Origin of the sequence: Micromonospora fiedleri, assembly GCF_016774385.1 — a bacterium.
Classification (GTDB): domain Bacteria; phylum Actinomycetota; class Actinomycetes; order Mycobacteriales; family Micromonosporaceae; genus Micromonospora; species Micromonospora gifhornensis.
In genome coordinates this window covers 424950-439331 of the sequence record NZ_JAETXL010000001.1, presented here as the reverse complement: position 1 = coordinate 439331, position 14382 = coordinate 424950, and the positions used below count along the sequence as shown (strand labels likewise).

The 14382-nt window shown below is 71.7% G+C and carries 12 protein-coding genes and 3 tRNA genes; 8 read left to right on the top strand and 7 right to left on the bottom strand.

The window, feature by feature from the left end:
* Window positions 1-105: 105 nt before the first annotated feature.
* Together JMF97_RS02045 and JMF97_RS02040 are read right to left on the bottom strand one after the other, a co-directional pair.
* Window positions 106-1020: a 3-methyladenine DNA glycosylase gene (locus tag JMF97_RS02045; RefSeq protein ID WP_203219948.1), complete on the bottom strand. Its 915-nt coding sequence runs from the start codon at window positions 1018-1020 to the stop codon at window positions 106-108.
* A 33-nt stretch (window positions 1021-1053) separates the two neighbouring features.
* Window positions 1054-2346 carry a hypothetical protein gene (locus JMF97_RS02040; RefSeq protein ID WP_203219947.1) on the bottom strand — a complete coding sequence of 431 codons (1293 nt, stop codon included), beginning with the start codon at window positions 2344-2346 and terminating at the stop codon, window positions 1054-1056.
* A 134-nt stretch (window positions 2347-2480) separates the two neighbouring features.
* Between JMF97_RS02040 and JMF97_RS02035 the strand changes: the two genes are divergently transcribed.
* From JMF97_RS02035 to JMF97_RS02020, 4 genes are all read left to right on the top strand, one after another.
* Complete coding sequence (locus JMF97_RS02035; RefSeq protein WP_203219946.1) at window positions 2481-3284, top strand: fumarylacetoacetate hydrolase family protein; 804 nt, start codon at window positions 2481-2483, stop codon at window positions 3282-3284.
* A gap of 98 nt (window positions 3285-3382) precedes the next feature.
* Window positions 3383-3454: transfer RNA gene (locus JMF97_RS02030), tRNA-Gln, on the top strand.
* 134 nt (window positions 3455-3588) lie between these two features.
* Window positions 3589-3661, top strand: a tRNA-Glu gene (locus JMF97_RS02025).
* Window positions 3662-3895: 234 nt separating this feature from the next.
* Window positions 3896-3968 (top strand) — tRNA-Glu (locus JMF97_RS02020).
* Window positions 3969-4193: 225 nt separating this feature from the next.
* Here the strand turns inward: JMF97_RS02020 and JMF97_RS02015 are convergent.
* Window positions 4194-4880, bottom strand: coding sequence for an IclR family transcriptional regulator (locus JMF97_RS02015; RefSeq protein ID WP_013284529.1), 687 nt, complete (start codon window positions 4878-4880; stop codon window positions 4194-4196).
* A 49-nt stretch (window positions 4881-4929) separates the two neighbouring features.
* On the opposite strand from JMF97_RS02015, the gene leuC reads away from it, so the two are divergent.
* From leuC to JMF97_RS01995, 4 genes are all read left to right on the top strand, one after another.
* Window positions 4930-6375: a 3-isopropylmalate dehydratase large subunit gene (gene leuC, locus JMF97_RS02010; protein WP_203219945.1), complete on the top strand. Its 1446-nt coding sequence runs from the start codon at window positions 4930-4932 to the stop codon at window positions 6373-6375.
* Window positions 6376-6390: 15 nt separating this feature from the next.
* Entirely contained in the window at window positions 6391-6978 is a 588-nt protein-coding gene (leuD, locus tag JMF97_RS02005) for a 3-isopropylmalate dehydratase small subunit (RefSeq protein WP_203219944.1), read from the top strand.
* A 172-nt stretch (window positions 6979-7150) separates the two neighbouring features.
* Complete coding sequence (locus tag JMF97_RS02000) at window positions 7151-7825, top strand: HU family DNA-binding protein (RefSeq protein WP_203219943.1); 675 nt, start codon at window positions 7151-7153, stop codon at window positions 7823-7825.
* 126 nt (window positions 7826-7951) lie between these two features.
* Complete coding sequence (locus tag JMF97_RS01995) at window positions 7952-9913, top strand: endonuclease/exonuclease/phosphatase family protein (RefSeq protein ID WP_238358498.1); 1962 nt, start codon at window positions 7952-7954, stop codon at window positions 9911-9913.
* Between the two features lie 266 nt (window positions 9914-10179).
* Here JMF97_RS01995 and JMF97_RS01990 read toward each other — a convergent pair whose 3' ends face one another.
* The 4 genes from JMF97_RS01990 to cofC all read right to left on the bottom strand — a co-directional run bounded on the left by JMF97_RS01990 (window position 10180) and on the right by cofC (window position 14353).
* Window positions 10180-11112: an NUDIX hydrolase gene (locus JMF97_RS01990; RefSeq protein ID WP_238358497.1), complete on the bottom strand. Its 933-nt coding sequence runs from the start codon at window positions 11110-11112 to the stop codon at window positions 10180-10182.
* 23 nt (window positions 11113-11135) lie between these two features.
* Window positions 11136-13340 carry an RNA degradosome polyphosphate kinase gene (locus JMF97_RS01985; protein WP_203219942.1) on the bottom strand — a complete coding sequence of 735 codons (2205 nt, stop codon included), beginning with the start codon at window positions 13338-13340 and terminating at the stop codon, window positions 11136-11138.
* A gap of 53 nt (window positions 13341-13393) precedes the next feature.
* A complete protein-coding gene (locus tag JMF97_RS01980; protein WP_199180320.1) occupies window positions 13394-13591 on the bottom strand; it encodes a cold-shock protein in 198 nt (65 codons plus the stop codon).
* A 132-nt stretch (window positions 13592-13723) separates the two neighbouring features.
* Window positions 13724-14353, bottom strand: a complete 630-nt coding sequence (cofC, locus tag JMF97_RS01975; protein WP_203219941.1) for a 2-phospho-L-lactate guanylyltransferase — start codon at window positions 14351-14353, stop codon at window positions 13724-13726.
* Window positions 14354-14382: the final 29 nt, after the last annotated feature.

The following is a 14382-nucleotide window of genomic DNA, read 5'->3' as shown; positions in this document are numbered from 1 at the left end:
CTACCGACCAGGTGGCCCCGCAGCCTCGGTCCGGCTCGGCTTGGCCCGCAGCCTCGGTCCGGCTCGGCTTGGCCCGCAGCCTCGGTCCGGCTCGGCGTGGGGGCGTCAGGCCGGTGCCGGTTGCTCCACTGTCTCCAGCAGCGTCGCGCAGACCTCGATCAGCCGAGCCCGGAGTCGACCGGCGCGCTCCGCGAACTCGCGTTGCCGCGTCACGTACTCGGCCTTGCCCTCCGGTGTCTCGATGGCCACCGCCGGCTCCCCGTAGGACGACAGGTCGTACGGCGACGCCTGCATGTCCAGCAGCCGGATGTCCCGAGCCAGCTCGAAGCAGTCCAACGTCAGCTCACCGGGGACGGCGGGGCCGAGCTTGGTCGCCCACTTGTGACAGTCCATCGCGGCGTGCAGGCAACCCGGCTGGTCGAGGTCGACCTGGCTGGCGCGGGTGGGCCGCAGCCGGTTGAGGCCGACGGCCTCGGGGGTGAAGAACCGGAACGCGTCGAAGTGCGAGCACCTGATCTGGTGCGCCTCGACCACCGCGTCGGTGCCGTCCTGGCCGAGTCGCAGCGGGAGCGGGTGCCGGTGCTCGCGTTGGCGGTAGACCATCGCCCACTCGTGCAACCCGAAGCAGCCGGTGAAGGCCGGGCGGGTGGCGATCGCGGAGAGCAGTCGGTTGATGAAGCGTACCGATTCGGCCCGGTCGGCGAGGAACGCCGCCGCGTCGAAACCGACCGCGCCGTCGGAGTCGGTGACGTACCACCGCCACTGCCCGTTCGGTGCCGGGCCGTCCGGTCCCGGCTCCAGCCGTACGCCCACCCCGGGGTGCCAGCGCCGCAGCACCGATGGCCTGGTGCCGTAGTACTCGTACAGGAAGTCGTCGATCGCGTGACGTTGCCGCGCGGCCCGCCGCCGGCGGTGCCCGGCGGTGAGTGCGTCGGCACGCTCCTCGTGCGCCCGTGCGCGAGGCAGCCAGACGGCAGCCGACAGGCGGTCGGAGCCGGCGGGGGCGCAGGCGGCGGTCACCGTCCCAGGGTACGACCGCCGCCGGACCGCTGATCAGGGCACGTCCACCCGCACTCCGGCGGAGAAGACCCCGCTGCGCAGCTCCAGTCGCTGCGGCGCCTCGTCGCCGTTGACGGTGAAGACCAGCGGCAGCACCAGCCGGCTACCCGCCGCCATCGGCTCGGCGAAGACGTCCCGTCCCTGGTTGGCCCGCCGGGTGGCCTGCTCGTCGGTGGTGACCCAGTTGCCGTTCGCCAGGTACGCCCGTTGCAGCTTGCCGTGCCAGCTGTGGTGCTCCGGGGCCAGGTTCCGGACCCCGACCGTGGCCTGGCACTGCCGGGCGCCCTGACCCGGATCGCAGGTCATCCGGTAGACGGTGAACTCGAACGCGTCCTCGCGCAGCGGCACGCCCAGCCCGCCGCTGACCCCGCTGCCCTTCCACGCCCCGTTGGTCGGCTGGCTGTCGGTGTCGATCGCGGCGACCCGCCGGGTGGCGGTCCACGCGGCGGTGCCGAGCGTGGCCGCCAGCACCGTCGCGGCCACCGGCACGATCAACCAGACCGGCGGGGTACGACGACGTGTGGTGGGTCGGGGCGCGGCCGGTCGCGGATAGATCCGCCCCGGCCCGTCCGAGGCCAGCGCGGCCGCGACCGGGGGCCGCCGACGCCGCCAGGTGGCGAACCCCACCACGGCGAGGGCCAGCAGCACGGCCGCGCCGGCCAGCAGCGCGGGGACCTGACCGCGCCACCCCGAGGACTGCGTCGAGGGTGCCGCCGCGGTAGCGCCCGGGGCCGTCCAGGTGGCGGTCGCACAGTCGTACGGCTGACGACCGTCGACGGCGAAGGCGCACGCCGGGGCGGTCACCGGTTGCCGGGCCGCCGTACTGGTCAGCGTGGTGTCCAGCGTGGTGGTGCTGCGCGGCGGCAACTTCACCCGCCAGGTCACCTCGGTCGCCGTCGACCCGCCGGGGCGTACCTGCCGACCGCCGTCGCTGATCGCGGTCGCCGACACCCCCTGGGGTAATTCCTGGCGCACGGTGGTGTCCACCGGGGCGTTGCCGGCGTTGCGCACCTCGATCCGGTAGCCGGGTTGCGGGGTGCTCGCCGGTGCGACCATCACGCTGACCTTCGGCTTCGGCACTGGCGAGGCGACCCTCGTCGGAGTCGGTACGGCCGGCGGCGCCGAGGGCATCGTGGGTTCCGCCGTCGCCGCTGCCGGGTGCGGACGCCCCGCCGCCGCGGCGTCCGCGGTGGTGAGCGCCGGCAACGCCGGTACGGCGGCGGTGAGAAACCCCACGCAGTGCACGATCGCCGCGAGGGCCCTGTGGTGTCGTGTCGATGCAGGCATACGAACGAACCTCCGCCGCCGACGCTAGGTGGGCGGTGTCGTCGGGCGGGTACGAAGCGGTGAATCCGGCACCGAGGGTGATCGTCGGGGGTAAGCTGCCGCAGCTGGTCCGGGGGCGGGGCTAGATTGGCGGGGTGCGTATCGCTCGTTTCGCTCATGCCAAGGGAATGTCGTTCGGGGTCGTCGAGGGGGAGTCGGAGGCGGGTCCGGAAGGGCTCACCATCGCCGAGATCTCCGGGCACCCGTTCGGCCAGATAACGTTCAGCGGCCCCCGGTGGGCGCTGTCCGACGTCCGCCTGCTCTCACCGATCCTGCCCAGCAAGGTGGTCTGCGTCGGCCGCAACTACGCCGAGCACGCCGCCGAGCACGGCAGCGAGGTGCCGAGTGAGCCGCTGCTGTTCCTCAAACCCTCCACCTCCGTCATCGGTCCCCGCGACGCGATCCGGCTGCCCGAGTTCAGCAAGCAGGTCGAGCACGAGGCGGAGCTGGCCGTGGTGATCGGCGCACCCGGCGCCCGCCGCGCCGACCGGGCCGCAGCCGAGCGGGCCATCTTCGGCTACACCTGCGCCAACGACGTCACCGCCCGGGATCTGCAGCGCTCCGACAGCCAGTGGACCCGCGCCAAGGGATTCGACTCGTTCTGCCCGATCGGGCCGTGGATCTCCACCGGCCTCGACGTGAGCAACCTGGAGATCCGGTGTGAGGTGGGGCGCGACCCGGAGGAGATGGAGGTCCGTCAGCTGGGCCGTACCCGGGACATGGTCTTCGACGTGCCCGCCCTGGTGTCGTACATCTCGCACGTGATGACCCTGCTGCCGGGTGACGTCGTGCTGACCGGCACCCCGGCGGGGGTTAGCCCGCTCGTGGACGGGGATACGGTGACCGTCCGGATCGAGGGGATCGGCGACCTGACCAATCCGGTGGTATCCGCGACCTGATCGGGGCGTTTCAGCAGGTCAGGTGCGGTTTGGGGAAGTCGATTTGGCCTCCCGGTGCCGGGAGGGTAAAGTTTGATCCCGGCACCGCAAGGGGCCGATGGGGTATGGGGTAATTGGCAGCCCGACTGATTCTGGTTCAGTTAGTCTAGGTTCGAGTCCTGGTACCCCAGCGCAGCCGAGGTTCGTAAGAACCGAGGACGCTGGATTCTGGTAGGAATCCGGCCGAAGATCCGAAAGGGATTCGGCCGGGAGGTCTGGTAGAGTTCGGCGGCACCACCGCTAAGGTGGTGTCGCATTATGTTCTGGCCCCGTCGTCTAGCGGCCCAGGACGCCGCCCTCTCAAGGCGGTAGCGCCGGTTCGAATCCGGTCGGGGCTACAGGTAGAAGGTCACGGCTCGTTCCACCTGGGGACGAGCCGTTTCGCTTTCCGGCTCTCTCCGGCCCGACGTGGGTCCCGGCCCGCACGGGTGCAGAAGACCAGCTCACGCCTGCCGTCCGGTCCAGTTCGCGGCCGGCACGCCGATCCCACCCCACCCCGCTGATCGAGCGCGCGGAAACGCCGCTAGACTACTGCCGCACCGCCGGAGACGGCGGTGAACCAGGAAAGTTCTGGCCCCGTCGTCTAGCGGCCCAGGACGCCGCCCTCTCAAGGCGGTAGCGCCGGTTCGAATCCGGTCGGGGCTACAGGTAGTAGGAAACGGCTCGTCCCCACCTCGGACGAGCCGTTTCGCTTTTCGGCTCCCCACTGCGCCCTTCCCCGCGCGAGACGGCCACCCCCACCCCACCCCACCGCGGACGCCCCCTCCTCCGTCTGAGTTGATCAAGAGGTTTGCGTCTCGAATCGGCTGTTCGTAGACGCAAACCTCTTGATCAACCGGGGTCTGGGTGGGTCGGGGGAGGGGGTCGGGGTTAGAGGCCGGAGAGGCGTTGGCCGGCTCGGACGACGGCCATGGCGTGGCGTTCGCCGGGGCGGCGGCCGAGGCGTTCGATGGGGCCGGAGATGCTGATGGCGGCGATCACCCGGCCGGTACGGTCGCGGATCGGGGCTGAGACACTGGCCACACCGGCCTCGCGTTCGGCGACGCTCTGCGCCCAGCCTCGGCGGCGTACCTCGGCCAGGGTGCGGCCGGTGAACTTGGACCGGGGCAGCAGCGGCATCACCGCCTCGGGCGGCTCCCAGGCGAGCAGGATCTGGGCCGCCGACCCGGCGGTCATCGGCAGCACCGAGCCGACCGGGACGGTGTCCCGCAGGCCGCTGGCCCGCTCGGCGGCGGCCACACAGATCCGTTCGTCCGCTCTGCGAAGGTAGAGCTGGGCGCTTTCGCCGGTGGCGTCCCGCAATGCGGCCAGCAGTGGCTCGGCCGCGGTCAGCAGGACGTCCGGCGCGGCGTTGGCCAGCTCACCCAGGCGGGGGCCAGGGCGCCACCGCCCCTGGGTGTCCCGGACGAGCATCCGATGGATCTCCAGCGCCTGGGCCAGCCGGTGTGCGGTGGCTCGGGGCAGCTTGGTGCGTTCAACGAGTTCGGCCAGGCTGGCGCCGTCGACACAGGCGGCCAGGATGACCACCGCCTTGTCGAGAACGCCGACACCGCTCATACTGTGTCCCACAAGCCGAAATTTACCTCCCAGAATTTAGGATGTCCAGATGGTGGGAGCCACGACTCAGCCGAGAACCTTGGCCGAGAAGGTCTGGGACGCGCATGTCGTCCGGTCTGTCGCGGGAGAGCCCGATCTGCTCTTCATCGACCTGCACCTGCTGCACGAGGTGACCAGCCCGCAGGCGTTCGACGGGCTGCGGCTCGCCGGGCGCCCGGTGCGCCGTACCGACCTCACCCTCGCGACCGAGGACCACAACACCCCGACCGGGTACGCCGATCCCTCGTTCCAGCAGCGCCGTGGTGACCTGCTCACCATCGCCGACCCCACCTCGCGTACGCAGATCGAGACGCTGCGCCGCAACTGCGCCGAGTTCGGCGTGAAGCTGCACCCGCTGGGCGACGAGAACCAGGGCATCGTGCACGTCATCGGCCCGCAGCTCGGGCTCACCCAGCCCGGCATGACCATCGTCTGTGGCGACTCGCACACCGCCACCCACGGCGCCTTCGGGGCACTGGCCTTCGGCATCGGCACCAGTGAGGTCGAGCACGTGCTGGCCACCCAGACGCTGCCGCAGGCCCGGCCGAAGACCATGGCGGTCACCGTCAACGGTCAGCTCGGCCCCGGCGTCACCGCCAAGGACCTGGTCCTCGCGCTGATCGCCAAGGTCGGCACCGGTGGCGGGCGCGGGCACATCGTCGAGTACCGCGGCGAGGCCATCCGGGCGCTGTCCATGGAAGGCCGGATGACCATCGCCAACATGTCGATCGAGTGGGGTGCCAAGGCCGGCATGATCGCGCCGGACGAGACCACCTTCGCGTACCTCAAGGGGCGGCCCAACGCGCCTACCGGCGACGACTGGGACGCGGCGCTGGCCTACTGGCGGACGCTGCCCACCGACGAGGGCGCGACCTTCGACGCCGAGGTGGTCCTGGACGCCGCCGAGATCACCCCGTTCGTGACCTGGGGCACCAACCCCGGGCAGGGTGCCCCGCTGGGCGCGGTCGTGCCGGACCCGGAGGAATTCGGCACCGACGCGGAGCGGGCCGCCGCCCGTCGTGCGCTGGAGTACATGGACCTGCGGCCCGGCACGCCGCTGCGGGACCTCGCCGTCGACGTGGTCTTCGTCGGCTCCTGCACCAACGGCCGGCTGGAGGACCTGCGGGCCGCCGCGGACGTGCTGCGCGGTCAGCGGGTCGCCGAGGGCGTACGCATGCTGGTGGTGCCCGGCTCCGCCGCCGTGCGGGAGGCCGCCGAGGCCGAAGGGCTGGACAAGGTCTTCACCGACGCCGGTGCCGAGTGGCGCTTCGCCGGCTGCTCGATGTGCCTGGGCATGAACCCGGACACGCTCTCCCCGGGGCAGCGTTCCGCCTCGACCTCCAACCGGAACTTCGAGGGTCGCCAGGGTCGGGGTGGGCGTACCCACCTGGTGAGTCCGCCGGTCGCCGCCGCGACCGCAGTGGCCGGCCGACTGGCTGCTCCCGCCGATCTGTAGAAGGGCTTGCGACAGATGGAGAAGTTCACCACGCACACCGGCACCGCGGTGCCGCTGCGCCGTTCCGACGTGGACACGGATCAGATCATCCCGGCCGTCTACCTGAAGCGGGTGACCCGTACCGGTTTCGCGGACGGGTTGTTCAGCGCGTGGCGCGAGGACCCGGGATTCGTACTCAACGATCAATCTTATTCCGGAGCATCGATTCTCGTCGCCGGTCCGGAGTTCGGCACCGGATCCTCGCGCGAGCACGCCGTCTGGGCGCTGCGCGACTACGGGTTCCGAGTCGTGATCGCACCCGGCTTCGGTGACATCTTCCGCGGCAACGCGCTCAAGGAAGGGTTGCTTCCGGTAGAGCTGGAATTGAAAGCCGTCGAGGAGATCTGGGGTCTGGTCGAGGCCGACCCCGGCACCGCGATCACCGTGGATCTGACCACCCGCCAGGTCCAGGCCGGTGCCGCCACGTGGTCGTTCCCGCTCGACGATTTCAGCCGCTGGCGGCTGATGGAGGGCTTGGACGACATTGGACTCACCCTCCGGCACGAGGCGCAGATCAGTACCTTCGAGGCCACCCGGCCGTCCTTCCTGCCCCGGGTCGCATAGCCGTTCGCCGCGTTCCATCGCCGATTTCGCCCCCACCGGTGCCACCGGTGGGGGCGAATCCGTTACGACACAAGGGCTTTTTTCCACCGAATGTTTGTGTCCCGGCAGCACAGGGCATACCGTGCGCGCAGAATGGCTCGCGTCGAGTCAGTTGCACAATCAGGAGGAAGTCGTGAACAAGGCCGAGCTCATCGAGGCGCTCGCCGTTCGCCTGGGGGACCGGAAAACGGCGACGGCCGCGCTAGACGCGGTCCTCGCTGAGGTCCAGGCGGCGGTCACCAAGGGCGAGAAGGTGGCGATCACCGGATTCGGAGCGTTCGAGAAGCGCGTTCGGGGCGCTCGAACAGCGCGCAACCCGCGTACCGGCGAGGCGGTGAAGGTCAAGAAGACCTCCGTCCCGACCTTCCGCCCCGGCGCCGGGTTCAAGGAGATGGTGGCCAGCGGCAAGGTGCCGAAGGCCACGGCGGCGGCGAAGAAGGTAGCCGCAGCCACCGCCAAGACCACCGGCGCGAAGGCGACCGGCGCAAAGGCCGCCGGAGCGAAGGCGACCGGGGCGAAGGCGACCGGGGCGAAGGCGACCGGGGCGAAGGCGACCACCGCGAAGAAGACCGCCACCGCCACCAAGACCACGGCGGCCAAGAAGACCACCGCGACGAAGACGACCGCAGCGGCCAAGAAGACGACCGCGGCCAAGAAGACCACCGCGGCCAAGAAGACCACCACCAAGAAGGCCACTCCGGCGAAGAAGACCGCGACCAAGAGCACCGCGGCGGCCAGCAAGACCACGGCCGCCAAGAAGGCTCCGGCGAAGAAGGCACCGGCCAAGAAGGCGGCAACCCGACGCTGAGCCGGTCGTACGACGAGGGCGCCCACCACACCGGTGGGCGCCCTTCGCCGTGTCCGGGCCCGATCGCCTTGCAGGCGTTGACCGACGCGCCGTACGGCACCAGAATCGCCGCACACCCTCGGCGAAATGAGAACCGTGCTGCGCCACCGTCACCTCGCCACCGTCACCCTGGCGCTGGGCCTCGTCGTCCTCACCGACGTGCTCCGCGTCTTCCTGCCGTCGGTCATCACCATCTTCGGGCAGGCCGCGTCGACCCCTGCCGAGCTGCTCGGCGCGTTCGCGCTCGGCTGGTTCGTGCTCGCCCTCGCCGCACCGCCCCTCGTCGTACGGGTCGGTGCCCGTCCTGTCGGTCTGGTGGCCCTGGTCGTACTGGGCGCCGCCCGACTGGCCCTCACCGTGGCTCCTGGCGGCCGTACGCAGCTCTGGCTGGCCACCGCCGGCCTGCTGGCCGGGCTGGTGTGGCTGGCAGCGACCGCGAGTCAGGTCACGCATCCGGTGCCCGGACTGGTCTACGGGCTGACCGCCGGGGCGCTCGGCCACGCGGTGTTCGCCACCCACGACCCGGTGTGGTGGGGGCGGTGGCAGGCGTGGCTGCCCAGCGTCGCCGTGGTGGCGCTGGTGCTGGTCGCGGCGGTCGCGTCCGCCCGGCGACCGGACGTCGACGAGCGGGACGGCGACGCCACGACGCTGCCACCGGCCCGAAGCTGGCTGCTCGCCGGGCCGTCGTTGCTGCTGGGCGGCATGCTCGCGCTGTCACCGGCGGTCGCCGGCACCGCGAATTCGTTCTGGTTCGGCCACGCCGGCACCGCCGAACCGCCCCTGTTCGCCCTGGCACCGCTGACCGGCGCGGTGGCGCTGTTCGTGTTCTGCGCGCTGTACCCGTCGCCGCAGGGCCGGTGGCGTCCGCTGTTTCCGGTGCTGCTGCTGGCCGGAACGCTGCTGTTCGGATACGGGCCACCCTCGGCCCTCGGCGTCGCGATGCTGCTCGCCGCAGCGGGTCTCGGTGGCTGCCTGGCCCTCACGACCGCCCAGCGGGGTCCGTCGACCGTCGCCCGGCGCGGGTACGCGGCGATCGGCGGCATGCTGGTCTTCGCCGTCGCGACGGTGCTCTTCTACGCCGCCTACGACATCGGCTACCCCAACGGATGGCTGCCCGTCGTGGTCGCGGTGGTGGTGGGCGCCATCGCGCACGGTGGACGGCTGTCGGCACCCGGTGCCGCGCCGTCCCCGGTCGACGCCACCACCGAGCCGACGCGCCCGGTAACCGCTGCCCGGCCGGTACAGGCCTGGCTGGCGGCCCTGCTGGCTGCCCTGGTCGCCCTCGCCGCCGCGGTAATGCACGGTCCGTGGTTGACGGCGACCAACCGGCCCGGACCGCCGACGCAGATACGACTGGTGGCGTACAACATCCGGATGGGCTTCGGCCTGGACGGGCGGCTCGACCTGGCCGCTCTCGACCGAGCGATCGGGCGGGCCGACGTGGTGCTGCTCAGCGAGGTCGACCGTGGCTGGTTGCTCAACGGCGGCCACGACACCCTGCACCTGCTGGCAACCCGCCTGGAGATGCCGTACGTCTTCGCGCCGGCCGCCGGGGCGCTCTGGGGCGATGCGGTGCTGAGTCGCTGGCCGGTCCGGCAGGCGCAGACCCGCGCGCTACCCGCAGTGGGCGCACCCACCGGTGCGCAGGCTCTCGGCGTCACCGTCGACTTCAGCGACGGCGTGCGGCTGGCGGTGGTGAGCACCCACCTGCAACCCCCACCCGGTACGGATCCGGTGGTGCAGGCCCGAGCGGTCGCCGAGTTCGCCACCGCGTACGCCGACGGCAGGCCGCTGGTGGTCGCCGGTGACTTCAACACCGAGCCGGGCGATCCGGCGTTCACGGCGCTCACCGACGCCGGGCTGGTCGACGCCTTCGCGGCCGTACGCCCGCTGCCCACCAGCCCGGCCGACGACCCGCGCACGCAGATCGACCACATCTTCGTCTCCCCGGACCTGCCGACCACCGACCCGGTCGCGATCGCCAGCACCGCCAGCGACCACCTGCCGGTCGCGGTGACCCTCAAGCTGCCACCCGGCACACCGCAGTGACAGCAGGCGGTCGTCGCCGGGCGGTCGCCAACGGGCGGGTGGTGGCTTGCGGACGGGCGTCGCACGACCAAGGGCACATCGCCGTGCCCCCTTTGCTCTGCTTCAACGGACGCAACGGTGTGCTGCGATAACCGTTGCGCCGGTTGGAGCAGAGCAAAGGGGGCACAGGGGAGTGGGGCAGCCCGTGCTGGCTGTGGTGCGGGACCGCTCAGAGGCGGCGCAAGGGGGGGTGGGGCTGCGCGGCGCTGGCTGTGGTGTGGGGTCGCTCAGAGGTGGTCGGCGGCGAGTAGTCGGCCGCCGGTGAAGGCGAGCAGCCAGCCGCCGCCCTTTCCGGTGGCGTAGTCGCCGGGCTGGCCGACGAGCCGTTCCAGCGCACCGGGGATGACCTTGCCCTGGCTGCAGGCGGCCACCGGCTCGCCCTGTGCCGCCAGCGCGGTGAGGGCCGCCGCGGCGGCCAGCGCGCACTCGTCGGTCTGCTGGCCGGCGCGTGGCTCGTCCAGGTCACCTGTGATCTCGATCGGCAGGTCGAGCAACGCGGCGGCCGGGTCGAGGGTCTGTACGCACCGGCGGGCCGAGGCGGAGATCAGGCGGGTCGGACGGATCAGCGCGATCAGCGGGGCCAACGCGTGTGCCTCGGACCAGCCTCGGGCGTCCAACGGGCGGCCGGTGTCCGGGCCGGACCAGCCCAGTCGCTCACCGGCGTGGCCGTGCCGGACCAGCAGGATCGCCGCGGTGACCTGGGGCAGCGCGGCGAACGCGGCCAGCACCTGGGCGTCATGCGGGTAGCTGACCAGCGCCACCGCGTCGTCCACACCCAGCCAGCGCATGTCGTCGACCTCGGTGCCGGGCTGGAAACCGCCGGTGCCCACCGCCCGCATCGACCAGTAGTCGACCGTCTTGAGCAGGCCCTCGCTGCGGTACTGCACGCTGGGCAGGCGCACCTGCGGTACGGCCTGGGCGTCGGCCTCCTCGGCGACCTCCCGGGCGGCGGCGAGTAGCGGATGCTCGCCCGGCTCCAGTTTGCCCTTCGGCAACGTCCAGTCCCCGTACCGGGGGCGGTGCACCAGGCACACCTGGACGCTGCCGTCCGGCGCCGGCCGCCACACCACCCCGCCGGCCGCCCGGATCACGGCCACGCCGGCTCCGGAAGGCGGGTCCTGCCGGCGACCGGCGACCGCCAGGTCCTCCTCGTTGACCATCTGCTCAGCCTATGCCCGCGCGCTCACCCGGCGGTGCTGCCGACCCGACGCAGCAACAGATCCTGCAGGTGGACCAGCGGTGCCGTCGGCGTGCCGCTGCGCCGGGTCCAACTGCCGTCGGCGCTCAACTCGAACGCGTCGACGTCCGGGCTCATCGCGGCCTGGAGCACGTGGTCCAGTTCGGCGCGGGCCACCGGGTCGCTGACCTGGACCAGTGCCTCGACCCGTCGGTCCAGGTTGCGGTGCATCATGTCGGCCGACCCGATCCAGAACTCGGCGTCGCCGTTGTTGCCGAAGCGGAAGATCCGGGAGTGTTCCAGGAAACGGCCGAGGATGGAACGGACCCGGATGTTGTCCGAGAGCCCGGGTACGCAGGGACGCAGCGTGCACATCCCCCGGATGATCAGGTCGACGTGCACACCCGCCTGGGAGGCCCGGTAGAGGGCGTCGGTGATGGCCTCGTCGACCAGCGAGTTGACCTTGAACTGCACCAACCCGGGCATGCCGAGCCGGACCTGGGTGATCTCCCGTTCGATCCGTTCGATCAGGCCGCCCCGGATGCCCTGCGGCGCCACCAGCAGTCGCCGGTACGCGGTCTGCCGGCTGTAACCGGTGAGCACGTTGAACAGGTCGGTCAGGTCCGCGCCGATCTCCGGGTCGGCGGTGAGCATGCCGAAGTCCTCGTACAGGCGGGCCGTCTTGGGGTGGTAGTTGCCCGTGCCGATGTGGCAGTAGCGGCGGATCTGGTTGCCCTCCTGGCGTACCACCAGGGCGGTCTTGCAGTGGGTCTTGAGACCGACCAGCCCGTAGACCACGTGGCACCCGGCGCGTTCCAGCGTGCGGGCCCATCCGATGTTTGCCACCTCGTCGAAACGGGCCTTCAACTCGACCAGCACCACCACCTGCTTGCCGGCCGCGGCCGCCTCGACCAGCGCGTCCACGATCGGGGAGTCGCCGCTGGTGCGGTACAGCGTCTGCTTGATGGCCAGCACGTGCGGGTCGGCGGCGGCCTGCTCGATGAAGCGTTGCACGCTGGTGGCGAACGAGTGGTACGGGTGGTGCACCAGCACGTCCCCGTCGCGCAGGGTGGCGAAGACGCTGCGCGGCACCTCGCCCTCGGCCAGTCGGGGATGGGTGGCCGGCACGAAGGGCGGATCCTTCAGGTCGGGCCGGTCCGCCTCGCCGTAGAGCTGCCACAGGGCGGACAGGTCGAGCAGCCCGCGGACCCGCAGTACGTCCTGGGCGTCCATGTCCAGTTCGCGGACCAGCAACTCCAGCATGTGATCGGAGATCGACGCGGCGACCTCCAGCCGGACCGGAGGACCGAACCGTCGCCGGGCCAGTTCCCGTTCGAGTGCCTGGAGCAGGTCTTCGTCGCGGTCCTCGTCGACCTCCACCTCGGCGTTGCGGGTGACCCGGAACAGGTGGCACTCCACCACCTGCATGCCGGAGAAGAGTTGACCGAGGTGGACCGCGATCAGGTCTTCCACCGGCAGCATCCGTACGCCGGGCTGGTCCCGGTCGACCCGGACGAACCGGGGCACGTTGTTGGGCACCTTGACCCGGGCGAACAGTTCGGCCCCACCGTCCGGATCGCGTACCGACACGGCCAGGTTCAGCGACCGGCCGGAAATGTACGGAAAGGGGTGCGCCGGGTCGACCGCCAGCGGGGTGAGCACCGGGAAGATCTGCTCGCGGAAGTAGCTGCGCAACCGTTCCCGCTCGCTGTCGCCGAGGTCGGACCAACGCAGCACCCGGATGCCCTCCGCCGCCAGCTTCGGCGACACGTCGTCGATGAAGCAGGCGGCGTGCCGCGCCACCAGGTCGGCCGCCTTCGCGGCGACCCGTTCGAGTTGGGTACGCAGGGGCAACCCGTCGCCGCCGCGTACCGGCAGGCCGGCGGTGAGCCGCCGTTTCAGCCCGGCGACCCGCACCATGTAGAACTCGTCGAGGTTGCTGGCGAAGATGGCGAGGAACTTGGCCCGCTCCAGCAGCGGCGTGCGGTGGTCCTCGGCCAGCGCCAGGACCCGGGCGTTGAAGTCGAGCCAGGACAGCTCCCGGTTGAGGAACCGGTCCTCCGGCAGCGGCCGGTCGAACGAGGTCTCCTGGTCGGCGGGTTCCGGCAGGCCAGCCCCGGAGACCGGGTCCAGCACCTCCTCCAGCCCGGCGGAGGAGGCGGCCGGGTCGGTGCCGACGGGGTGGTCCGGGCGTTCGCGAGGGGTGCTCACCCGCCCATAATCACCCGGACAGGGTTAACACAAATTGAACTTGAGCTGGGATATCAGGGCATCGTCGGCAACGTCACCCGAACGACGTCCCCACCGGCGTCGGTCTCCACCCGGACCCGCTGCCCCAGCCGCAGCAGCCGCAGCCCGGAGGCGTCGAAGGCGCGGGCGGGGAAGGGCAACTCGGTGCCGTCGTCGAGCAGCAGCAGCCCGCTGCGGGTCGCCGCGTCGAATGTCGCCACCGTGCCCTGCATGCCCAGCACCGTACACGGGATGCGGTGCGACCGAGTCCCAGCCCGGCCACGAGGAGATCCGGCCGGTTTCCGCCCGGTCACCAGGGCGAGTCCGGCCGGTCTCCGTCCGGCTCCAGGGCGGCCCGGTCGGGTTCAGCCGGTCGGGCAGCCGGCGGCCAGCGCCGCGGTGCGCGGGCCGAGCCCGAGGCGGGCCGCGGCCAGCAGGTCGTCGGCGGTGTCGACATCCCGACGCAGGCTGGGCCAGTCACCGGCCAACGCGCGGGCGCCGCTGGCCGCGTGTGCCGTGGCCGAGTCGGGCCCGAACCGGGGATCCAGGGGTACGCCGGGAGGTGCCGCCAGCAGCACCGTACCGCTGCCGGGGGCGTCGCTGACGAAGGACCGTACGCCTGCCGGAGTCCTGCGGGCCTCGGCCAGCGCGGCGGCCAGTTCGGCCGGGCGCAGCGCGGGCAGGTCGGCGGTGAGCCCCGCCACCCACCCGGCGGCACCGGTCGCACCGTGCCGGAACGCGGCGTTGAGGCCGGCGTCCGGGGCGTCGGGCAGCACCTGGGCGCCGGCCAGCCGGGCCAGCGCGCTCACCCGGGGATCGTCGGTGACCACCCGGATCTGGACCAGCGGCGCACAGGCACTCACCGCGGCCAACGTGTCGGCGGCCAGTGCCAGCGCCAACTCCTCGTGCGGCACGCCGGGCAGCCCGCCGCGCAGCCGGGTCTTCGCGGCGGTCAGACGCTTGACCGGTACCACCACGGTCCATGGCTGACTCACACTGTCATCCTGCCAGCCGCGCGTCGGTA

Excerpts from the sequence above, each read along its gene's own strand:
- JMF97_RS02040 (WP_203219947.1), bottom strand. The coding sequence starts at position 2,346 with ATGCCTGCATCGACACGACACCACAGGGCCCTCGCGGCGATCGTGCAC.
- leuC (WP_203219945.1), top strand. The coding sequence starts at position 4,930 with ATGGTGGGAGCCACGACTCAGCCGAGAACCTTGGCCGAGAAGGTCTGG.
- JMF97_RS01995 (WP_238358498.1), top strand. The coding sequence starts at position 7,952 with ATGAGAACCGTGCTGCGCCACCGTCACCTCGCCACCGTCACCCTGGCG.
- leuD (WP_203219944.1), top strand. The coding sequence starts at position 6,391 with ATGGAGAAGTTCACCACGCACACCGGCACCGCGGTGCCGCTGCGCCGT.
- JMF97_RS02015 (WP_013284529.1), bottom strand. The coding sequence starts at position 4,880 with ATGAGCGGTGTCGGCGTTCTCGACAAGGCGGTGGTCATCCTGGCCGCC.
- JMF97_RS01980 (WP_199180320.1), bottom strand. The coding sequence starts at position 13,591 with ATGCAGGGCACGGTGGCGACATTCGACGCGGCGACCCGCAGCGGGCTG.
- JMF97_RS01990 (WP_238358497.1), bottom strand. The coding sequence starts at position 11,112 with ATGGTCAACGAGGAGGACCTGGCGGTCGCCGGTCGCCGGCAGGACCCG.